This is a genomic window from Paraburkholderia atlantica (genome assembly GCF_000092885.1).
GTDB lineage: Bacteria > Pseudomonadota > Gammaproteobacteria > Burkholderiales > Burkholderiaceae > Paraburkholderia > Paraburkholderia atlantica.
In genome coordinates, this window is record NC_014120.1 from 168,087 (window position 1) to 189,893 (window position 21,807).

14 protein-coding genes and 4 pseudogenes are annotated in these 21,807 nt (G+C 56.6%); 11 read left to right on the top strand and 7 right to left on the bottom strand.

All coding sequences use genetic code 11. The annotated features are described in order from the left end of the window. Position 1 precedes the first annotated feature (1 nt). From cyoB to BC1002_RS39925, 8 genes and pseudogenes are all read left to right on the top strand, one after another. Entirely contained in the window at positions 2-2,011 is a 2,010-nt protein-coding gene (gene cyoB, locus BC1002_RS34070) for a cytochrome o ubiquinol oxidase subunit I (RefSeq protein ID WP_013094514.1), read from the top strand. Beyond that, the gene (gene cyoC / locus BC1002_RS34075) at positions 2,011-2,622 is read left to right on the top strand and encodes a cytochrome o ubiquinol oxidase subunit III (protein WP_013094515.1); all 612 of its coding nucleotides are present in this window, start codon (positions 2,011-2,013) and stop codon (positions 2,620-2,622) included. The genes cyoB and cyoC overlap by 1 nt, the downstream gene beginning before the upstream one ends. After that, complete coding sequence (gene cyoD, locus BC1002_RS34080; protein ID WP_013094516.1) at positions 2,622-2,948, top strand: cytochrome o ubiquinol oxidase subunit IV; 327 nt, start codon at positions 2,622-2,624, stop codon at positions 2,946-2,948. The genes cyoC and cyoD overlap by 1 nt, the downstream gene beginning before the upstream one ends. Before the next feature lie 672 nt (positions 2,949-3,620). After that, on the top strand, positions 3,621-3,926 hold the full coding sequence (locus BC1002_RS39270) for a hypothetical protein (RefSeq protein WP_013094517.1): 306 nt from the start codon (positions 3,621-3,623) through the stop codon (positions 3,924-3,926). A gap of 436 nt (positions 3,927-4,362) precedes the next feature. Beyond that, positions 4,363-5,468, top strand: a pseudogene (locus BC1002_RS34090) (IS5 family transposase). A gap of 338 nt (positions 5,469-5,806) precedes the next feature. Continuing rightward, positions 5,807-7,432: a hybrid sensor histidine kinase/response regulator gene (locus tag BC1002_RS34095; protein WP_013094518.1), complete on the top strand. Its 1,626-nt coding sequence runs from the start codon at positions 5,807-5,809 to the stop codon at positions 7,430-7,432. Then, a complete protein-coding gene (locus tag BC1002_RS34100) occupies positions 7,429-8,061 on the top strand; it encodes a response regulator (RefSeq protein ID WP_013094519.1) in 633 nt (210 codons plus the stop codon). The genes BC1002_RS34095 and BC1002_RS34100 overlap by 4 nt, the downstream gene beginning before the upstream one ends. Positions 8,062-8,429: 368 nt before the next feature. Beyond that, positions 8,430-8,510 (top strand): annotated as a pseudogene (locus BC1002_RS39925) (LysR family transcriptional regulator); the annotation flags it as partial. A gap of 428 nt (positions 8,511-8,938) precedes the next feature. Here the strand turns inward: BC1002_RS39925 and BC1002_RS39280 are convergent. The 5 genes and pseudogenes from BC1002_RS39280 to BC1002_RS37200 all read right to left on the bottom strand — a co-directional run. Next, positions 8,939-9,189, bottom strand: a pseudogene (locus tag BC1002_RS39280) (IS110 family transposase); the annotation flags it as partial. 485 nt (positions 9,190-9,674) lie between these two features. Beyond that, entirely contained in the window at positions 9,675-10,670 is a 996-nt protein-coding gene (locus BC1002_RS34110) for an aldo/keto reductase (RefSeq protein WP_013094522.1), read from the bottom strand. Between the two features lie 60 nt (positions 10,671-10,730). Continuing rightward, the gene (locus BC1002_RS34115; protein ID WP_013094523.1) at positions 10,731-11,894 is read right to left on the bottom strand and encodes a pyridoxal phosphate-dependent aminotransferase; all 1,164 of its coding nucleotides are present in this window, start codon (positions 11,892-11,894) and stop codon (positions 10,731-10,733) included. 310 nt (positions 11,895-12,204) lie between these two features. Next, positions 12,205-13,461: an ATP-grasp domain-containing protein gene (locus BC1002_RS34120; protein ID WP_013094524.1), complete on the bottom strand. Its 1,257-nt coding sequence runs from the start codon at positions 13,459-13,461 to the stop codon at positions 12,205-12,207. Then, complete coding sequence (locus BC1002_RS37200; protein WP_013094525.1) at positions 13,451-14,533, bottom strand: saccharopine dehydrogenase; 1,083 nt, start codon at positions 14,531-14,533, stop codon at positions 13,451-13,453. Before BC1002_RS37200 ends, BC1002_RS34120 begins: the two co-directional genes overlap by 11 nt. A 350-nt stretch (positions 14,534-14,883) precedes the next feature. Here BC1002_RS37200 and BC1002_RS34130 point away from each other — a divergent pair, with 350 nt between their 5' ends. Next, complete coding sequence (locus BC1002_RS34130) at positions 14,884-15,876, top strand: IS5 family transposase (protein WP_013094526.1); 993 nt, start codon at positions 14,884-14,886, stop codon at positions 15,874-15,876. A 1,175-nt stretch (positions 15,877-17,051) separates the two neighbouring features. On the opposite strand, the gene BC1002_RS37205 is transcribed toward BC1002_RS34130, so the two are convergent. Both BC1002_RS37205 and istA read right to left on the bottom strand, forming a co-directional pair. Then, the gene (locus BC1002_RS37205; protein WP_013094527.1) at positions 17,052-17,429 is read right to left on the bottom strand and encodes an ATP-binding protein; all 378 of its coding nucleotides are present in this window, start codon (positions 17,427-17,429) and stop codon (positions 17,052-17,054) included. Further along, positions 17,426-18,454, bottom strand: a complete 1,029-nt coding sequence (gene istA, locus BC1002_RS34140) for an IS21 family transposase (protein ID WP_013094528.1) — start codon at positions 18,452-18,454, stop codon at positions 17,426-17,428. Before istA ends, BC1002_RS37205 begins: the two co-directional genes overlap by 4 nt. Positions 18,455-18,569: 115 nt before the next feature. On the opposite strand from istA, the pseudogene BC1002_RS34145 reads away from it, so the two are divergent. Continuing rightward, positions 18,570-18,863: pseudogene (locus BC1002_RS34145) on the top strand (IS110 family transposase); the annotation flags it as partial. A gap of 1,282 nt (positions 18,864-20,145) precedes the next feature. Further along, the gene (locus BC1002_RS34150) at positions 20,146-21,738 is read left to right on the top strand and encodes an FAD-dependent oxidoreductase (protein WP_013094529.1); all 1,593 of its coding nucleotides are present in this window, start codon (positions 20,146-20,148) and stop codon (positions 21,736-21,738) included. Positions 21,739-21,807 lie beyond the last annotated feature (69 nt).

Consider the following 21,807-nt stretch of genomic DNA (forward strand, 5'->3'; position numbering starts at 1 on the left):
CATGTTCGGAAAACTCACATTAGACGCCATGCCGTTCGATCAGCCCATCATCGTGGGGGCGGCGGTGTTCATGGCGCTTGTTGTCCTCGGCGTGTCCTGGCTGATCACCTTAGAAGGTAAGTGGAAGTACCTCTGGGTCGAGTGGCTTACGAGCGTGGACCACAAGCGCATCGGCGTCATGTACATGATCGTGGCCGTGCTCATGTTGGTGCGCGGCTTTGCCGACGCCGTAATGATGCGCCTCCAACAGGCCGTCGCGTTCAATTCGCCGGGCTATCTTCCGCCGGATCACTTCGACCAGATCTTCACGGCGCATGGCGTCATCATGATCTTCTTCATGGCGATGGCGCTCATGGTAGGCTTCTTCAATCTCGTCGTGCCATTGCAGATCGGCGCGCGCGACGTGGCGTTTCCGTTCCTGAACTCGCTTTCCTTCTGGTTGACCGCAGTCAGCGCGGTGTTGATCAATCTGTCACTCGTAGCTGGCGAATTCGCGAAGGTCGGCTGGCTCGCGTATCCACCGCTTTCCGAGCTGAAATTTAGTCCTGGCGTTGGAGTGGACTACTATATATGGGTGATCCAGCTATCGGGTGTCGGCACCTTGTTGTCGGGCGTGAACTTCTTTGTCACAATCATCAAGATGCGCGCGCCGGGGATGTCGCTCATGAAGATGCCCGTGTTCACATGGACGGCGCTCTGCTCGAATGTCCTGATCATGGCGACGTTTCCCATTCTCACAGTCGCGGTAGCGCTGCTCGGCCTCGATCGTTATATTGGCACGCACTTCTTCACGAACGAACTTGGTGGCAACGCCATGCTGTACTTGAACCTGATTTGGGCGTGGGGCCACCCCGAAGTGTATATTCTGGTGCTGCCCGCTTTCGGCATCTATTCGGAAGTGATGGCTACCTTCTGCAAGAAGCCGCTATTCGGTTACAGGACGATGGTCTACGCATCGTGTGCGATCATGTTACTTTCGTTTCTTGTTTGGGCGCACCACTTCTTTACTATGGGCTCAGGCGCCGACGTCAACGCATTTTTCGGCATCGCCACAATGATTATCGCGATTCCAACCGGCGTCAAGATCTTCAATTGGCTATTCACGATGTATCGCGGGCGCGTTCAATTAGCCGCGCCCGTGTTCTGGACCATCGGTTTCGTGGTGACGTTCTCTATTGGTGGCATGACCGGCGTGATGATGGCGATTCCGGGCGCGGACTTCGTGCTGCACAATTCGCTTTTCTTGGTCGCACATTTTCATAACGCCATCATTGGCGGTGTGGTGTTTGGCTATTTAGCCGGCCTGCAGTACTGGTTTCCGAAGGTGTTCGGTGTCAAGCCCGATGACAAGGTCGGCAAGGCGTCGTTCTGGTGCTGGTTCGTCGGCTTTTATGTGGCCTTCGTACCTGTCTATGTGCTCGGCTTCATGGGCGCGACACGCCGCACAAATCACTATGATGTGGCTGAATGGCAACCATACTTCATCGTTGCGGCGCTCGGCGCAGCGATCATCGCGGTGGGGATCCTGTTACAGGTTCTGCTGTGGGTGATGGCATTCGTGAACCGCAACGAGGCCGAATGCAAGGATATGACAGGCGATCCATGGGATGGGCGCACGCTCGAATGGGCAACTTCCTCACCGCCGGCGGTCTACAACTTCGCTCTCATTCCGCAAGTGGAGGACATTGACGCATTCGCGTACATGAAAGAAGTGGGCCGCGGCGTTGGGCTGGCGTCAAAGTACGTGGACATCCATATGCCATCCAATACGTCGGCGGGTTTTTTCACAGGGATGTGCAGCTTGGTGCTGGGTTTCGCGGCCGTATGGCACATCGCGTGGCTCGCTTTGCTAGGTTTCATTGGGATCGTCCTCACGATCATCATAAAGAGCTTCGACAAGAACGACGGATATTACATTCCCGCGGCGATGGTCCGTGAGCTCGAAGAACGGCGGTTTGGCACCAGACTCCCGATGGGCATTAACGGTCCAGTCGCCGAGGAGGCTTACTGATGTTACAGAAAACCGTGGGCGTAGATTTTTCAGAAGTCGATTATGAAGATCATCCACAATCCCACTCGGTGTTCGGCTTCTGGGTGTATTTGATGACCGACTGTATGCTGTTCGCGGCGCTCTTTGCTACGTTCAGCGTGCTGAGGCACCAGTTCGCCGGTGGCCCTACGGGTCACGATCTTTTCGATCTATCGGACGTGGCGCTGGGAACTTCTGTGCTGTTGCTTTCTAGTATCACCTATGGTTTCGCGATGTTGGATGTGCTGCGGGCAAGGAGCGGTGTCGTGCTCGGTTGGCTCGTGATCACATTCATTCTTGGCGCGTTGTTCCTCGCGCTCGAACTCCGCGAGTTCTCGCAGCTGATCGCGGAAGGCGCGGGTCCGCAGCGCAGCGCGTTTCTCTCAGCCTTCTTTACGCTCGTCACTGCGCACGGAATTCACGTTTTCTTCGGCCTGCTGTGGATGCTCGTTCTGATGATGCAAGTGCTGCGGGTGCCTCAGTTTGGCGAGCAGGAGGTCCGGCGGCTAACGTGCCTGAGCCTATTCTGGCACTTCCTCGACGTAGTATGGATCTTCGTGTTTTCTTTCGTCTATCTGGGGAGCATGCTCTAATGGCTTATGCACAGACTCGCGCGGGGTCGCATGGCAGCCTCACTAGGTATCTCGCGGGCTTCTTTCTTTCGGTATTACTTACGGCCGGCGCATTCGGTGTCGGGCTGTACGATGCCATCGATGCAACTACGGCCATGATCGCGATCGCCGTACTCGGCTTTTTGCAAGTCGTCGTGCACCTTGTGTGCTTCCTACATCTGACCCTCTCGCCTGGGCAGGGATGGAACGTGCTGTCACTCTGCTACACCATACTCGCCGCTGCGTTCCTAATCCTCGGCACGGTCTGGGTGATGCGGAACGTCGAGATGCTGATGATGTCGCGTTAGTCAACTGCCTGCGGGTTTTGCTTTCCGGCGCCGGACATGCACTAGCCCTGAATCCCCTGACATGCGACCTTGGGCGCCCGCGAAGCGCCGATTCTGCCCCACTAAACAGGATCGCATCAGGAAAATGTTCCTCTACCATGTGATCCGTACACCTATCCGCCCATTTGTTGATCGCTTGCAGTTTCACCTAAATAAGCAAGTTATGGGCCGTCCGTTTCGAGCGACGGCGAGTGAATGCCGCGGGTTCTGTTCGCTATCATCGCTTTTTGTCGGCACTTTTCGGGGACCCAAGGCTCAGTCGCCGTGGTTGCGCTGCTGACGACAGTACTTTAGCTACACGTGAATTCGGTGTGCTGAAGCGACGTGAGCAAGTTGAAAGATATACGGAGTAACTTGCATCGCGCCTCTGAAAACCGGCCAATGGTAAGGCCAATGATTAGCGAGGCGGCAGGCCTGATCAAGGCCGTATCGGACGAAAAGCCGTCGGATCGCACTTTGCGGCGGAAATCGAGGGTTCGTACCTATCGGCGGGCTTTTGGCGATATGGCGTCAGGATTTCCTGACGAGTGATTCAGAATCTAATACCCGCATTTTGCAGTAAGCGCTGAATGCGGTAGGAAGTCTGCTAGTCGATAATGGACAGGACGACACGCAACGTCGACTTGACGAATTATGATGGGCTATCTGTCGGAGAGGGAGAACGTCGTCTCGCAGATCGACGCGATATGTCTGCGACTGTTCGACGCTTGGTGCGAGACGCGCAGCCTGACAGCGCTTGCGCATCTGATGCATTGCTGGCCATTGAGCGACAGTAGCCCTAGCGCGCTCAGGCGCCTTGGCGAAACACTGCGCGATTTGCGGCGGAATCACGCGAATCGGATCGACGACTGTGACTTCCGCGCGCTGTGCGATGTGGCGGATCTGATCGACGAACTGGCCGCGCCGCGCAGAGTCACGCTGACGGCGAGAGCGGAGTAGGGAGAGAAAATGCAAGCATAAGCGCAAAAATACATGGAGCGTGCGGCGGATTTGACGCCGTGGCGCGCGTTGTCTCAGCGGGCCTTTGAACCCGGTGAAGGCGCGTAGACTAGGCTCTGGATCGAGTGCAATATTGGACTCCCACAATGGCGGCACTCGCGGGGTATTTGGGATGGAATTATCCACGCATGGTGGATCATGCTCGATTACAAGCTGCGCTGTTTTGCGACTGCTCGTGACGATGCTCCTCCGGAGTAGCGCAAAGCGTGGGAATGCCGTCGCAAAGGCTTGGAAGCGCAAATAGCTTATACCTGATGCACTGCTCGCCACGCGGGGCGAGTCTCTTAGCAGGCTGTTGAATTTGGGTCCCGTGTAAACGGGGTTTGAGGGACGGACGTTATAGATATCGTGTTCATGATCTTTGGCAGCGGATGCGATGCGCGGAATGGACGAGATGCAGGAACCCCTGTTCACGACGGTCAAGCTCGAGGACTTCGTTCCGGCAGATCACCCGTTGCGACCGGTCCGGTTGCTGGTGAATGATGCGTTGAAACGGCTCAACGGGCTGTTCAGCGTCATCTACGCGGACACCGGCCGTGCCTCGATTGCGCCTGAGAAGCTGATGCGGGCGCTGCTGTTGCAGGTGTTCTACTCGGTGCGCAGCGAGCGCATGCTGATGGAGCAGATGCGCTACAACCTGCTGTTCCGCTGGTTTGTCGGGCTGGCGATCGAGGACGCCGTGTGGACCACTCGGTGTTCTCGAAGAACCGCGACCGGCTTCTGGAGCATGAAGTCGTGGAAGCGTTCTTCACCGAAGTCATGAGCCTGGCGGAGAAGCGGGGCTTGCTGTCGAGAGAGCATTTCTCGGTGGACGGCACGCTGATTCAGGCGTGGGCCAGTCACAAGAGCTTCCGCCGCAAGGACGGCCCGGACGATGGTCCGCCAGCCGGCGGTGGCCGCAACGCCGAGACTGACTGGCAAGGCGAGCGACGTAGCAATGCCACGCACGAGTCGACTACTGATCCGGAGGCGCGATTGTTCAAGAAGCGCCACAAGAGCCCGGCCATCCTGTGCTACCACGGGCACATCCTGATGGAGAATCGCTCGGGGCTGGTGGTCGGCGCCGTGGTCAGTCACGCAGATGGTTTCGCCGAGCGGGCCAGCGCATTGCAATTGCTCGATTGCGTGCCAGGCGCTCATGCGAAAACAGTTGGTGCCGACAAGGCGTATGACACCCGCGACTTCGTGAACGATTGCCGCGCTCGCAGCGTGACACCGCATGTCGCGCGCAACGATGAGCGTTGCGGCGGCAGCGCAATCGACGGTCGCACTTCGCGGCACGTGGGCTACCGGATCAGCCAGATCATCCGCAAACGAATCGAAGAGCATTTCGGCTGGGCTAAAACGGTCGGTCGGATCCGGCAGACGGTCTATGGCGGTATCAGGCGCGTCGACCAGCACTTCAAGCTGACGATGGTTGCGAGCAATCTGACCCGCATGGCCCGAATGCCAGGGCTGGTGCCGCAAGGAGCGGCGCGATGAGCCGTCACGGCGTGAAGACTGCGCGCCAGCAGGGCTGCATGCGTGCGCATGCCCCGCGCGGATCGCGCGGCAAACCGGTAATTCAGCGGGAAATTGCACGCGCAAGTCTCCTGAACGTAGCTTCGGTCGTCATGACGGGGCGCTTTTCAACAGCCTGTTAGGCTTTATATGGGTTCATGGTGGGTATAGAGTGCGACGTTGCACCATACATAGACTGTGAACAATTCCCCCATTCGATCTGTCGACGCAATGAACGAACCGCATCAGTTCGCGTAAACCTGTGAGTGGAAAGCGATCTTTCAACTCGTTGAGCGGTATCTCGAAGGAAACACCGCATCATGACCGATTTGGCCGCTTTAGTCGCGCACAAGGGCACGATTCTTATCGTCGACGATACGCCGGGGAATCTTGGTGTGATTGTCGGCAGCCTCGAGGCGCACGGCATTCGGGTGCTGGTGGTGCTCGACGGTCCGGAAGCGGTCGAGCGCGCGGTCTTTTCGCAGCCGGACCTGATCCTGCTCGAACTGGAGATGCCAGGCATCGACGGCTTCGAGACCTGTCGACGCCTCAAGCGCGATGAGCGCACGCGCGACATCCCGGTCATATTCATGACCTCGGTCGCAGGCAACGCGGACCGCGTCGAAGGTTTTTTGGCGGGCGGCGTCGATTATGTAACCAAGCCGTTACGTGTTGACGAGACGCTAGCTCGCGTTGGCGTGCACCTTGAGCTGCGGATGATGCACAAGCAGGTGCTCGCGCAGAACCACCTGCTGCTCGCGGAAGTAGCCGTGCGAAAGAAGACGGAAGCGGTGTTATCGGCTGCGCGCGACGATCTGGAGCACCGCGTCTCGTTGCGAACCGAAGAGCTCGCGCATGCCAACACGAACTTGCTGGCGCAGATTGACGAGCGGAGGCGTGCGGAGGCTCGTCTCAAGGAAAGCGAGGCTCGCTTTCGCGCGATTGTCGAAACGAGTCCGGTGCCGCTGTGCATCACGTCGATGCCTGACGGACATATCCTGTACACAAACCGGCCGCTGCGTGAGCTCTTCTGTATGGACGAAGCCTCGTCCGCCAATATCGACGATTTCTATGCCGAACGTGGCGAGCGTGAGCGTCTGATCGAGCATCTACAAACGAAGGGTGGCCTGCGCAATACCGAAGTCAAGTTCCGGCGTCTCGACGGTACACGATTCTGGGCGATGGTGACGGCACGCGTTGCGACTTACGACGATTCTCCAGCGATCTACGTCGGCCTGAACGACATTACGGGACGCAAGCAGATGGAGCAGGAACTCGTCGAATCGCGCGAGGAGCAGCGGGAACTGTCCGCATATATGGAGGCGATTCGCGAGGAAGAAAGAAGGCGCATTGCGATGGAAATTCACGACGAACTGGGGCAATTGCTGACTGCGCTCAAGATGGACGTGTCTCTGCTTAAGATGCGCATAGTGCACGACCCGGAAGCCTCGAAAAAAGCCGATGATATGCGTCAACTGGTCGAAGGCACGATCTCGATGGTGCGAAATGTCGCGAGCCATTTGCGGCCCGCCGCGCTCAACTTCGGAATTGCGTCTGCCCTTGAATGGCTTGTCGACGAGTTCAACCTCCGGAATGCTATTGTGTGTGAATTGCGCATCGAAGGCGGAGAACCCTCGCTGTCCGATTCTCATGCCACGGCCTTGTTCCGCATCGCACAGGCGTCGCTGACGAACGTCGCGCGGCATGCCGACGCCACACATGTCGAGGTGGCGCTTGTTTCGACGGCGGCGAAGCTCCTACTGCAGGTGCGTGACGATGGCCGCGGCTTCGACCAGCAAGTCGTGAGGGGCGACTATTCATATGGCCTGCTCGGCATGAACGAACGCGCGCGGCTGATTGGGGGATCACTTTCAATCGAAAGTGCGCCGGGCGCGGGCACCATGGTTTCAATTCACATTCCGCTCGATAGCGGACTTCGAACATGATCAGGATACTCATCGCAGACGATCATGCAATCGTCCGTGGTGGACTCAGACAAATTATAGCTACTACGAGCGATATCGTCGTTGTTGCGGAAGCGGCACAGGGGTCAGAAGTGATCGATGGGTTGCGCTCGCGGGCAGTCGACCTTTTGTTGCTCGACATGACGATGCCAGGCATCAGCGGTATCGTCCTGATTCGCAGAGTACGGGCGGAACATCCTTCATTGCCGGTGCTCGTACTGAGCATTCACGATGAGGCTCAGGTCGCGTCCCGCGCGCTGCGCGCGGGAGCGACGGGGTATCTGACCAAGGACAGTGACCCGGAAGTGCTGCTCGCAGCGATTCGCAAGCTCGCGGAGGGCGGGCGTTTCCTCGACCCGAAGCTCGTCGATGCATTGGTCTTCGATACTCAGCGCGACGACGTGCCTCCTCATAAGGTACTGTCGGATCGCGAATTCCAGGTGCTGCAGATGCTCGCGGCGGGCAGGAGCATCAATGAAATCGCCGAGACATGTACGCTCAGTGCGAAAACTATCAGTACACACAAGATGCGATTAATGCGCAAACTCGGGTTGTCCAACAACGCCGAGTTGATTAGATACGCGATCCGGCATGGGCTGATCGCCGAGTAGAAGGATGCTGGCGATCGCCTGATGAAATGAAGTTACGAGTGGTCTTCAGCGAGTTCGCACGCATTCCTCTTGCCGCGCGGGCGACATTGAGGGTGCGGAGACGAGTGCGAAGCGTCCACGACGGGAAAAGTACCGGCGGGCCTGTGAAACGGCAATTGGCCAGTGGCTGTTCCCATCTGCAAGATACCGGTTGCGGATTGCTGTCACGGTTGGTTCCGCAACGGATGACGCGCTGGTCTTGATCACCAGGCGCCCCGGACAAGACGACGAGCGACCCGCGCCCATACCGGAAGCTGCATGGCGCTGATGTTCCCGTGTCAGACGCGCTCGAAGCGCGAGGGGGAAAGTGGACGATGCTGAACGCGCTGGACCATATGCTCGAGGCACTTGCGCGCGGCGACGTCAGGGGCTTTCTGTCCACGCAACCGGAACCGCTTGTTGATCGTTGGCAGTGCCTGAGCGTGCGAAAGAGAAAGGATGCGGGTACGTTTCCAGCACTCGAACTTTGATGTGCCGTGGATGCACTGCTTGGCCCCACCATGCGAGGTTGCGCACCGAGCGGCACTCGGAAAATCTCATAGAATCAAACGTTTATCAGGTATTCAAGCTTTACGAGACTTCCTCGTACGATTTTGTACTCCAAGAGAGGACCCTTATTTAATGATTAGGTAATTGATCTAAGAGTGTTTTTTCTTATCCATCTCCGGTCATGTACTCTCTGACGTACTCGTTTGCTGCTCTCTAAAAAAAACGCCGCTTCCTCCGTAGGTCGGGATTCCGTGCATGTATGGACCCGACGCGCTTTGCAAGCTCTTTGTGTTGATGGGAAATGGTCTGCATGCATATATCCGGCGTGCTCGTGGGGCATATGCCGAAGCTTCAGAAACGGCGCCACATATCGAGGGCTTATCAAGCGGACCTCGATACCCATGCCGATAAAGCGGCGCGCCCAATGATGCGCTGAACTGCAAGCCTCCATTGCTACGACTCGCGGCGAAAGCATTTGAACGGTCTCGATCAATGCTCCACGCCCGACCTTTGAGCGATGCACCGCGCGTCCGCTGCGTTCAGCGCCGTGAAGCTGGAAGACGTGCTTGCAAGATCAATGCCGAGAATAGCGATTTCCATGACGAACCTCGCAATGTAGTCTCGCTAAGACGACATTCAGCAGTATTGCGCTTCCCCGAAGGGGCGTCGGGTCCATCTCAGGAAATCAACAAGCTTCGGATTGCGACCGAAGATCGCCGCCAGTTCGGCGTCGTCGGGCGAGGTGGCCGACCGGAATCGAGCCAGCCCCGAGCGGGCGCGACCTGCCTGACGGTGTGCAGCGTCCCACGCCCCATCAGCCGTGCGCCGGCAATGTCGCGGTTGAGATCGCCCTGGCGCATGCGCGCCAGAACCTGTCGATACGCAAACAACATCCTTCGTCTCATCGGCCCTCCGGGCAAAAAGCCCGAAGGTACCGGGTTGCGGAACTTCGAAATGCGTCTCGGGCCGGCGCCCGACACAACACTGAGCCCACTATGTCGCTCGATTACGCCGATCCCGGAATGGCTCGAATATGCCGGTCAGCGATAACATCCTTTGTACTTGATTGGGAGACACCCGCCAAGTCAAAGTCCTATCACTTTTAAGATTGCTTCGGGCAATCGGTCGCCTATCACCTCGATCCTCGATATTCTCTCACTGATCTGGCTCACGTCTTCCTCAGTCAAATCGACGTCCAGGGCGCCAAGATTCTCGTCTAGGCGGTGCAGCTTCGTTGTACCTGGAATTGGTACGATCCAAGTTTTGCGTGCCAGCAGCCACGCCAGCGCGACCTGTGCCAGCGTGGCCTTCTTGTCTGCAGCGAAAGTCTCCAGCACCTCGATCAGTGCCTTATTCGCCTTGCGCGCTTGCGGAGAGAACCGCGGGACGGAATTGCGAAAGTCTGTCGGATGGAGCCTGGTATTCTCGTCGATCCTGCCGGTCAGAAAACCGGCGCCTAGAGGACTGAACGCCACGAAACCAATCCCGAGTTCTTCCAGAATAGACAATAGCCCTGCTTCCGGCCCGCGCCAAAATAGCGAATACTCGCTCTGGACGGCCGTCACAGTCTGCACGGCATGGGCGCGTCGGATCGTCTGCACTCCTGCCTCCGACAGCCCAAAGTGCCTGACCTTGCCCTGAGCAATAAGGTCTTTGATCGCACCGGCAACATCCTCAATTGGAACAGCAGGGTCGACGCGATGCTGATAAAAGAGGTCAATACGGTCGGTGCGAAGGCGCTTCAGGCAGGCTTCCGCCACTGCCCTGATATGTTCGGGCCGACTGTTCGTACCGCCCCTGCGCTCACCCGTCGCCATGTCGATGTCGAAGCCGAATTTCGTGGCGATAACCACCTGATCGCGGATTGGCTGCAATGCATCTCCGACCAGCTCTTCATTGATAAACGGCCCATACGATTCGGCTGTGTCAAACAGCGTAACGCCGCGCTCATAAGCTGCTCGGATGAGGTTGATCATGTCATGTTTTTCGCCCGGCGGCCCGTATAGGGCGCTCATGCTCATACAACCAAGGCCGAGGGCAGAGACTTTCAAGTTGCTCCGTCCAAGTTTGCGTATCTGCATAGATCTTTCGCCCTGTTACCCGATGGCAATTTTCAATAAGTCAGCCAAACATCAATACTGCTAACGAACGAATTCTTCAATTCGATAGCACGCCTCATTCAGTCTCTGCTCATCCACCACCAGTCCCAGTCTCACGAAGCCATTTGCAGTAGGACCAAAGAGACTGGCATCCAGCAGAGAAACGCCCTTCTCTCGAAAGAGTTTCCAAGTGAAGTCATATGTGCTCAGTCCCGTTTCGCGGATGTCGATCATCATGAACATGCCCGCCTCGGGAAGCAGACATTTAAGGTTTGGAACGGCATTCAGGCGTTGAAAAACCGCATCACGACGACGACGATATAGTTCTCGCATCTGGGCAACGACAGATTGACGTTGTTCAAGCGCCGCCACGCCGGCTTGCTGAATGAAACCCGGTAGCCCGTACGACATACAAAGTGCCAGTCGACCCAGATGACCGATCGCTGGTTCAGGTGCGATAACCCAGCCTAGGCGCCAGCCGGTCATTGCATAGGACTTCGAAAAGCTGCCCAACGTCATCGTTCGGCTCGCCATGCCTTCAAGAGAAGCGATGCTAGTGTGGTCGCGCTCAAAAGTGAGGTCTGCATACACCTCGTCGGCGACGACCCATAAGTCCCGCTCGCGCGCCAGCGCCGCGATGAATTCAAGTTCCTCACGCGACATCACCGTGCCAGTCGGATTGCAGGGCGTCGCGAAGACGATTGCGCGTGTGCGCGCACTGAGTGCGACCTTAAGCGCGTTGCAGTCCAGATGGAAGCCATTCGCAGCGTCCACCGCTACGGGAACGAGCGTGGCTCCCGAAGCACGGATTGCTGCTTCGTACGTCAGATACATCGGCTCAGGCACAATCGCTTCGTCGCCCGGCCCGCAAACGCAGAGCGACGATGCGAACAGCCCATTCTGAACGCCGGCACAGACAAACACATTCGACTTGGTCACCTGACGGCCCGTGTCGGCCTGATGTTCAGCCGCGATTGCCTCACGCAGATTGTCTCGACCAACGCCGCCGGTGTAATGTGTATCGCCGTCGCGCAGAGCTGAAATGGCACGGTCAACGATGGGGGCGGGAGTTGGCAAGTCCGGATCGCCGACGCTGAGCACGATCACATCTTCGCCCCGAGCGGCTGCGCGCCGAGCCGCCTTGTGAATGTCCCACGCCGACGTTCGCGCGCCCTGCAAACGGTCGACGAGATTCGCGAATTCCAAGTTAATCTCCTCTCTCAAAAAAATCGAGGCGAGTTCCACTCGCTTTTTTTTGATCGTGCATGTGTCTATATTCTTGGGATGGGTCGGTAATGTACGGAGGAAACCGAACTATCAACCTCGGCCGGCTCATGATTTCAAACGTTGGCTCGCAATGCGACCGTCGGATACACAACTTCGCTCACGAATTAGACGATAGTTCCATACCGCTTCGCGGGCCGCCACGGCACCGACTTGCCGCATACATACGACAACGCAGTTTTCCCAAAAATCGCCATTTTTCAGCGAGAAGCTGCGTCCAATAGTCGGTCGACTATGCATCCAATAACCGCTGAAACATCTTTGATTCGAGTTCTCGAAAGCGGACATAATCTCTCTCCAGAGCCTGATTGTCGCTGGATAAGAGAAAGGCATAGCCCGGTCGGCCTGCACTGCCGTGTGTCTTTGGCAGATAGTCGCCGATCTCCGGAAATACAATCATCCGCTCCAGTGTCGCTAATTCGGTGAAGGGACTAAGATCGGGATTGTTCACGACATGCCCAGCCCTATTGGAGCACATGTAGACAAACCTCAGGCCTTCTTGTCTTGACGCACGCAATGCGTTCGCTCGCCAACGGAACTGTCCCGGGTTTAATACTGTTTCAACCGTCACAGAAAGTTGACTGTATCCCTGCGCCTCCTGGACGGCCGCGAACAGTTGAGCGCCGCTCAGGCGCGCGCCGCACTCGATGAGTCGCGGTCCGTTGACTGTCAACATTACCTCACAGTGTGCCGCGCCGTTCCGAATTCCGAGCGCGTCGAGTGTGTCAAGAACATATCTCTCGACCTTTTCGAAAATTCCGGTCCCTCGCATTACGAGTTCCGCATACTCATCCGTCGAGATTCTGTCTTCTAAGCCACCGACACCGATCCACATATCAGTGACAAAGTGATCGCCCTCGCAGCTGACGCTATTTACCATCAACTCCTCGCCTTGAAGACGTTCTTGAATCACGAACTCCGTATTTACTACTCCCGTCACGTTGGTTTTACCATGGTTTGCCGCGAACGCGGTTTCTATGTCGTTCTTACTCGAACATAGCACGACGCCATCCGACCTGGCTCCCATTGTTGGTTTGAAGATGACCGTACCCAACTCCGACTCACTGTACCAGGTGAGAAGCTCGCTGAGCGACCGTGAAGCAAACTGCCTCATGCTGGGTACGGCAGTTTTTCTGAGCGCTTCGATCATATGAAATTTGTTTCTGCGAGCCGACGTTGTTGCAGCGTCATTTCTCGGAACATCGAAATTATCGGCTAATAAATCCGCGAGCACGACGCCCGACTCGCAACCGGGCATGATTGCTTTGACCGAATACGCGCGGAGCTTCGCGAGTAGCTCCGACAGGGAATTCCGTTCGAGACTGAAGTTCGCGATGTAGTCGAGCGGGTTGTAGCCAAAACGCGACGTTCTTTCGGTGGAGCTAACGTGTATGCACTCATATCCATGACCGACGAAAGCAGGCGCCAAGTATCGTCCAGAATACCATCCGTTAACAATTACTATCACGTTCTTACTTCTAGTTTGCATTTTGCGTCCTCGCAATACTAGCCACAAAATTAAGATGTGCAGCGCTCCACGCTGAGGGGACCAAATAGTTGCCGCATATAACAAGCTCGCATAGGAAAGGAAATAACTCGTTGCTTATTGTCAAACTCGCGTCCACAGGTAACAGCGACGCTACATTGTCTATTGCAACGACATCGACGGCATTTTTTCCTGAACCGCATCTCCGTATCGGTCTTGAGAAATTGGTCGACTCCCGATAAATACGTATGGGATTATATGGACTCGCCGCGTCGCAACTTACGTCGCCAACCATCGAAAGCCGATGTGGTTCACCGAGCATTTCTTGATTAAGCAGTATGGGTGTTGTCTCGTCTGACCGTATGCAGTTGAAAAGGATGTCAAAATCTAAAGTTTCATTGCGCAAGCCTGAACCGGTCTCCGCTCGCCCCCACCCTTCGTGGCGCAGGCCGAGGAAATTAAGCAGGTGACGCACTCCCGATCCTGTCATTCCCTTTGCACCAGCTATGACAATCCTCGCGCTTCTTACCTTTTCAATCTTCCGCTCCAAAAACTCCACGAGATCTTCAAAGCTGCCATGGAATGGTTTCTCGAGGGATACGTCTGCCAAATTATTCATCTTTCTCTCCATAAGTTCCAGGGTCACAGCAGCACCACACACGCCCGCCCAGAAACTTACCCCCCGGCTTACGAGTTCTGCACCCCTAAAGTCTCGAAGGTACTCAAGATCGAGCAGTGTTCCACCGCCTCGAATGAACCTGTCAAGCACATCACTCGCGCCCATCTGTTGTTTGAAAACATGGCCGAAATAGATGTGGGTGTGCCGGATCTCCTTGACATCTTCACTTAGCTCTTTCAACCCCAAGATGTACGCATCGGGAGGCGCGTTTTGCCAAGTCTGCGGCTTTACGATCTCACAACCGACCCTTTCATATTGTACGTCCGAGAAGCACCGCATCGGAGATTGCTCTACAGTCACTCTAATCCCTTTCCTGACTAGCATCGCTGCATGAGTCGGTATAAGCGGCGTACGGCGCTCAAAATGTTTGGTTTCGCATCGAAGCCAGAAATGCATGAAGTCCTCTTGATCCGGTGGAAAATTACGCCTATCGTGAAGCTCGACTAAAGCTATGACACTCTCCGATAACTCCAGCGTGGGGCACGATTTACGCTCTTCTCGCGAAGCGACACAGTTAATGCGTAATCTTGCCAAACGCTTGTAAATTACCTCTTTGAGCCACGCCAGTAGAATTGGCATACCGCCGCGCACTCACTAAACAGAGTGGTTTTCCGTAAGGACGATTTATAGAAAATGGAGACACTGCGTACTCGCTTTAGGGAAACACTGATTAATGAAGCTCTGCGGTCATCGATGACGTAGCCGAGGACGTTATAGAAGGCAGTTCACGGAACAGACCGACGAGGATGAAGAGGCAGATCGGCTTCGCGGAAGCGGAAATAGCAGGCAAGAAGCGCGTGACCAGACGCCAACGCTTCCTGGCAGAAATGGAGAAGATTGTGCCGTGGCAGCGTTTGCTGTCTGCAATCGAGCCACATTACCAGAAGGGCACGCGAGGCCGGCCGCCGATTGGCTTGGAGCGCATGCTTCGGATCTACTTTTTGCAACAGTGGTACGAGCTTTCGAACGAAGGGCTGGAAGACGCGCTGTATGACAGCATCGCGCTGCGCGACTTCGCCGGCATCGATCTGGCGGTCGAGAATGTGCCGGATGCGACCACGCTGTTGAAATTCCGGCGCCTGCTGATCGAGCACGAACTGACACCAAAGCTGTTCGACGAGATCGGCATCATGCTGTGCGAGCGTGGATTGATGATGAAGGAAGGAACGCTGATTGATGCGACGATCATCGAAGCGCCACCGTCGACCAAGAACGCTGGAAAGAGCCGTTACCCGGAGATGCATCAAACCAAGAAGGGAAACGAATGGCACTTTGGGATGAAGGCGCATGTCGGGGTCGATGCCGATTCGGGAGCGGCTCACAGCGTGGTGGGCACGTCGGCCAACGTGTCGGACGTTTCGCATGCCCATGCACTGCTGCACGGCCACGAAGAGGAAGCGTTCGGCGACGCAGGCTACATCGGCGTGGACAATCGCGACGAAATGAAGGACAAGCCGGTGAAGTGGCACGTGGCGGCCAAGCGCGGAAAGATCAAGGCGATGCAGGAGGGTCCGCTGAAGGATCTGGTGATCGCGCTTGATAAAACCAAGGCGCGAATCCGCGCTCGGGTCGAGCATCCGTTTCATATCATCAAGAATCTGTTCCGTCATCGCAAGGTGCGCTACAATGGATTGGCCACGAACACAGCGCAACTGTTCAGCCTGTTCGGCTTGGCGAACTTGGTGATCGCGCGAAATCTGTTGTACTCGGTTCATGGCAGCAATCCGTCTTGTGTGTGAAAAATGCGAGAAGTGAAGCCCGTTTTCGGGCCAAATTCACCAAAATGAGCTTGGTATCACTTCGTCATCCGAAAAATGCGAAACAGCGCTACCGTCAATCTCGCGGGCTGCCCCATTAATCAGCGATTCCTTAGATTGAAGTTGAAAGTAGATTGCCAATTCTTTTGGCCAAGCACCGCGCTGCAAGACAGGAAACATGTGCTCAGCTACCGGTGGGATCTGGTCTTCTTCTGTCGACTTATGCCTCGACGGAATTGTGTCCACGCGGACCACTACTCCGCACATCTTGTGCCAACTACGCATGAGTCGGAAAATCCCTAGTCGATTCGGCCTTCCGGCGAGTTTGCGTTCCTGCGGACTGTAGTATTCTGGATGTCGGTGTTACTACAAAAACGCTTAGTTTGGTCGCAGACCCGACGTTGATGGAGAACATTGTGGGCGCGCGGCAATGGCAGCCTTGCATCGTTACATGCATCGCGGTCCGACCACGAAACCTCCTGCTGTGAGGCATGTCTTCATGATCGTAAGCGTCCGGCAATGCTTGCGATTACCCACACCCATTAGCGGACCGGTGTCAAGCAAGCAGCACGCACCATGGCCGCGTTAGCGGCCAGCCTCAACTTCATTCCCGATCGCAGCAGCCGAGCGCGTCCGTTTCTTCAATTCGGTGGCTGCGACGGATCGCGCCACACACCGAAAAGTATCAAGCAAGTGGCGATGGAGGCTGCCGTCGCCCTGGCTGCCCCATGCCGCCCCAGAAGAACTACAAGGACTTCCCCATTTAGCACAAGCTCAATCAACGTTCGAGGTGGCTACATGCTGCAATGCCGCTTCGGTGCGCGTGAGAAGGTGAAGGACTGCTGTACTACAACCGGTCAATATTGGGCCGTCGGCCCGGACCCTGATGAAAGATGTGCGCAAGGACCTCATTCGTTGGGCGGGACAGAAATCCCCGTTCTTCTGACAGGTATGCCTCGCGCGGGCCCAACCCGCTTCACATCACCGCTGGCACTGCAAAGTGATCGTCAATGCCCTCGTGGTTGCTCTGATGCCTCAGGCTGCTCCTTTCCGGCAAGGTAGCCGGCGGACTTACTCTACCTCTGTCGTACTGCCAAGCGCATTCGAAATCTGAGCCACTTCGCGCGTGAGCGCGCAAAGTAGAAGTGAGCCAGTCGCTAGTTCTTCGATGCCGGAACGTGGCCGGCTTTGCGTTGCTGTTTAAGTCGGTAGCTGTCTCCTTTGATCTGGATGATGTGGGCGTGGTGCAAGATGCGGTCGAGCATGGCTGCGGTTAGCGTGGTGTTGCCGCCGAAGGCCAATGGGATCAAACCGTCGAGCGTCTTGATCGCCGGGAATCCAGCCATGCGCACGAGCGTCTGCCGCGATCGAAGCTGGCGCATCTCGCGCTCATGTGCCAGCGCGTGCTCGAGGAAGTCGAGGAAACTCCACTGCTTAGCCGCCGCATCGCTAGCGAGTGCGACATAGCGCTGCATAAGCCCTTCGAGTTTCAGGCTTTGGCAGTGACCGTCGATGCGTTCTTGCTGCAGATTCATGCCCGCACCTCTGTCAGCAATTGCTGATAGACCGACAAGGGGTGCTGCAGCGAGAACGATGAAGGTGTCGTCGGCCTTACGGCCGGCGATATCACGGGTAGTGGCGTTGCGAATGCGGGCAGCTTGCGCAGCGTGTCCCGCTCGCGTTCTTCGAACAGGCTTGCCGGCGTCGCTCCCGTAACCAGATGAACTCGCTGGTTGGCAACATCGCGCAGCCACTTGCCCACTTCGGCGTTGGCCGTTTCCACATCGAGCAGCATGCCGGACTGCTCGAGCCAACTGGACAACGGCACGTAGAGGTTGCCGCGAAGATAGCGATGGAAGCGCTCGATCTTGCCCTTCGTGCGTGCGCGATACGGTTGGCAAAGCCTGGGCATGAACCCGTAGCGCTTCGCTAGATCGAGCAGCCCCGGATGCCACCGATGCTCGCCTTTGCCATAGGCATCACGCTCGAGCACGATCGTCTTGGCGTTGTCGTACAGAATCTCGCGAGGCACTCCGCCGAGCGTTTCGAATAATGCGTGATGGCAAGCGATCAGCGTTTCGGCCTTCTCGTTGGTCGCAAAGCGCGCCCAGCGCCAGCGGCTAAAACCGAGCGTGGCAGTGAACGCGTATAGCGGGTCAGCGCCGCGACGGAATACGACGAAGTCGCATTGCATCTGCCGACCAGGCTCCGTCTCGAAGCGTACGATCGGATCGGGCGCCGGCGCGGGCTTATGTGCCTTCATGAAGGCTTGGATACTGCGAAGTTTTCCTTCGTAGCCACGCGCGCGAAGCTCGCGCAGCGGTGCTGGCGCCGCAATCGTGTCCGGCGCCGCCGCTTGCATCCTCTCGACAATGTATGCCTGACATGGATCGAGCTTGGTGGGCCGCGGCTCACGCTGCTTATAGCGAGGTACGTCCTGCGACGCCAGGTAACGGGTCACGGTGTTGCGAGATACGCCCAAGTGCCGCGCGATCTCTCGCAACGACAACCCTTGGGCTTTGAGCACATGGATTTGCATCCACTGTTCCTTCTGGAGCATCGCCAGCCTTCGCGCGAAAAAGGCTGACTGTACTGAAAAGTGGCTCAGATTTACTTTGCGCGAAGTGGCTCAGTATTACTTTGCGCGCAACAGTACGATCAGACGGCTAGATGCTATGGGCCTGACGCCCACGCCGTACGCCAGCGGTACCAGCGAGGTTGAACTCGGTATCAGCAAGGCGGGCAACCGGCGATGCCGGTGGCTGCTGGTGGAGCTCGCTTGGAGCTGGCTACGCCTGCAGCCAGGCAGCCAGCCCAGCCACTGGTTCAACGAGCGATTTGCCGGCGCCGGCAAAGGGTTGCGGCGCATCGGTATCGTGGCGCTCGCACGGCGTCTGGCGAACGCGCTGTGGCGCCTTCTCGAGCACGGCGAGATCCCAGAGGGCGCGTTACTGAAGTCGAGAGGCTAACCGTGAGGGCAAGAATCGCATGAGATGCAGCAACAGCATTTAAACGTCAACGCGCCCGAAACAAGCTCGGGTTACCCATTGCGGGTGACCGTGTACCTAGATAGGGCGCGTCGGTAACAGGGTGGCGCCAGCGCTTCGCGCATGCGGCATGAGGTGACCGGCCTGTCAGGCCGGCACAGATAGAAGGTCGAACCCGGCACTGGCCGGGCACCAGACCCCCTGACCTGAATGACATTGACCTGACAGGCTGCAAATGATGCCGGTCATCAACGTCGCAACCTGTGACTCACGGGTTGTCTACGGCCAGTCTGCGTCTGGTCGTAGCGAGCGACCACGCAAACTGGCCGTAGACAACAGGTAATGATATTTACTTCGCATAACGCAATTTCTATCTTGAATAGGGATTGACTTGTGATTTCCCATAGAAGAGCGTGTTAGGAACCTTGAAGTATCGGGGCTGCGTGCACGAGCATAACGTCCGTTCAACGTGGGAGTGCTACGCAGAATACTTCATACATTCCAGACGATGTAAAGGACGGGACTCGATTAGTCGGTATCAAGCCGCGATATGCTTTCGGTCTTCTTTGGACCTCTTACCCCTGAGTTACAGGGCAACTCCACCCCCCGGCACGCGTCCTCTTAAATTTCGTCAACATGTCGTGCGATGATGCACGCGCTTGCGCAGGGATCTACGGCATAGGAAGGCGGTTGATTCTGCACTATGCGCCACGGTTCATCATCTCATCGGTTTCGGAAAAACACGAGGAACTCCAAGCCACTTACAACGCGAGGACAAGCCATATTGATCAATCGTCACGCTGAGAGGGCGGACAGGACAACCTCTGCTGGGCCTGCCGAGCAAGTTTATGCTCGATCAAATCGCGCAGTTTAACGGACACCGAGCCCGGATGTACCACATGGCTGATACGCTTGCGCTTACTACGCCGGAGGCGCGTTGTCGCTGACGATGCGCGGCCAACTCTATCTATTTTGTGAATACCTAACCGTTATTTACTACATTGTTTCAAATGTAGCCACGGCCTAACATTCAATCCATAAGGTTCAATGCCAGATTGCGTTGGCGCCAGAGCCCTGCGTTTAGGGCTGACGATCAGTTCGCCGTTGGCGCCTCGTAGCCGTTCACCGCCGGTGAACTTACTCGGGAGTTTGGCCGCGATTACGGGCGCGACGCAGCGGCCTCTTCAATCGTATCTCGCCATTTAGGAAGAGAGGTCGGCTGGGGTGATGCATGCGTTTAACGAGCGACTGAAGGAGAGAAGTCGTGCGACCACCGCTTAAATTTCTCGACCACGAGATCTTCGACGTTGTCATCATCGGCGGAGGCATTAACGGCGCCGCCGCCGCCCAGGAAATCGTTGGGCAGGGTCACAGCGTTCTTCTCGTCGAGAAGGGTGACTTCGGTTCGGGGACTTCGAGTCGCTCCAGTCGGCTTTTGCATTGTGGTCTGCGCTATTTGGCGCCAGGCCATTCAATCTGGGACTTTGTTGTCCATCCGACGCGCTTTATAACAGCGATGAAAATGGCGAAACAAGCGATGGAGGCGCGGGCCGAGTTCGTCGAGACGTCATCGTTGCGCGCTCGACCGCTGCAGTTCGCCTTCCCGATTTATCGGGAAGGTCCCTATCGCGCCTGGCAAGTGGATATTGCATTCCTTATTCTGAAACTGCTCGGTCCTCGCAACCCGCCACTTGATTACCACCGTATCTCCGGTACCGAAGCGCGTAATATGCCGCTGATGAGCCAATTGCGTGATCTTGACCGTATTGATTCACTTGCGGTGTATCGTGAGTACGAGTTCGACTGGCCCGAACGAGTATGCATGGATTGTATCCTCGACGCAGAACGCATGGGGGCGGTCGTTCGCAATTACACCTTGGCCAGGCTAGGACGGCGTCGCGACGGCCGCGTCTGGCCAGTCATGCTTACGGATCAATTGAACGGTGCGACCGTAGAAGTCAGTACTTCTATCGTGCTTAACCTTGCAGGCATTTGGATCGACGAGGTCAACGCTACGCCTGAGCCAAACGCCAAACGCCGCGTGCTCGGAACCAAGGGAACGCATATTGTTGTCAAACTGCCAGATTCGTGCGCCGGTTACGGCGTCGCAACGCTAAACAGTAAGAGCGAACCGTTCTACTGTATTCCCTGGCACGACCTGCATTATTTCGGGCCGACAGAAACCCTCTACGAGGGAAACAAAGAAGACATTCATGTCACTAACGAAGAACAGGCGTGGCTGCTCAAAGAGGCTAACCGTCTTCTGCCAGGCATAGGGCTTTCGGAAAAGGACGTTCGGCTGACCTGGGCGGGCGTCAGGCCGTTGACGTATGACAAAGCCGTTCCTTTCGGAAATCGTTCCCGGCAACTCCACGACCTTACTGGCGACGGTATGCCAAATGTACTCGCGATGACTGCCGGGCCCGTAATGAGTCATCGTTCGGCCGGCCGCCTCTTGGCGAAGGCGGTGGCAAAGCGGCTAACACCCCAGCGCCGACGGCAACGACCGGACTATGCGCCAAAGCAGCCGCCGGCAGGCGACAGTTCGCCAGCGTTGGTGTCGGGACTGTCCACACGACTTTCAGATCTCCAGCATGGCATACAGAAGGAACATGCGGTGACCCTCATGGATCTTCTTTTTCGGCGCACCGGGCTTGGTTGGCGGCATCAATTCAGCGAGGCAGAACTCGATCAAGCAGCGTCCGTGCTAGCGACGGAGCGCGGCCTGTCGTCCGCGGAGAGGCGGCGAGAGATCGAGGCGTTCAAAATCGAATGCGAGAGGCTTTTCGGACGACGTTCTTCACAAGATTCTTTCACAAACACGATTGCCGGGAAAGACTGGGATGAATCCGGATAGCTTCGAGTAAGCCAACAGCCGCATGCGTCGCCGTTGTGGGGATCTGCGGAATGTGCTTTCCACGCACAG

Excerpts from the sequence above, each read along its gene's own strand:
- BC1002_RS37200 (WP_013094525.1), bottom strand. The coding sequence starts at position 14,533 with ATGCATTTCTGGCTTCGATGCGAAACCAAACATTTTGAGCGCCGTACG.
- cyoD (WP_013094516.1), top strand. The coding sequence starts at position 2,622 with ATGGCTTATGCACAGACTCGCGCGGGGTCGCATGGCAGCCTCACTAGG.
- cyoB (WP_013094514.1), top strand. The coding sequence starts at position 2 with ATGTTCGGAAAACTCACATTAGACGCCATGCCGTTCGATCAGCCCATC.
- BC1002_RS34095 (WP_013094518.1), top strand. The coding sequence starts at position 5,807 with ATGACCGATTTGGCCGCTTTAGTCGCGCACAAGGGCACGATTCTTATC.
- BC1002_RS37205 (WP_013094527.1), bottom strand. The coding sequence starts at position 17,429 with ATGAATCTGCAGCAAGAACGCATCGACGGTCACTGCCAAAGCCTGAAA.
- BC1002_RS34120 (WP_013094524.1), bottom strand. The coding sequence starts at position 13,461 with ATGCAAACTAGAAGTAAGAACGTGATAGTAATTGTTAACGGATGGTAT.
- BC1002_RS34110 (WP_013094522.1), bottom strand. The coding sequence starts at position 10,670 with ATGCAGATACGCAAACTTGGACGGAGCAACTTGAAAGTCTCTGCCCTC.
- cyoC (WP_013094515.1), top strand. The coding sequence starts at position 2,011 with ATGTTACAGAAAACCGTGGGCGTAGATTTTTCAGAAGTCGATTATGAA.
- BC1002_RS34130 (WP_013094526.1), top strand. The coding sequence starts at position 14,884 with ATGAAGAGGCAGATCGGCTTCGCGGAAGCGGAAATAGCAGGCAAGAAG.
- istA (WP_013094528.1), bottom strand. The coding sequence starts at position 18,454 with ATGCTCCAGAAGGAACAGTGGATGCAAATCCATGTGCTCAAAGCCCAA.
- BC1002_RS34100 (WP_013094519.1), top strand. The coding sequence starts at position 7,429 with ATGATCAGGATACTCATCGCAGACGATCATGCAATCGTCCGTGGTGGA.
- BC1002_RS39270 (WP_013094517.1), top strand. The coding sequence starts at position 3,621 with ATGATGGGCTATCTGTCGGAGAGGGAGAACGTCGTCTCGCAGATCGAC.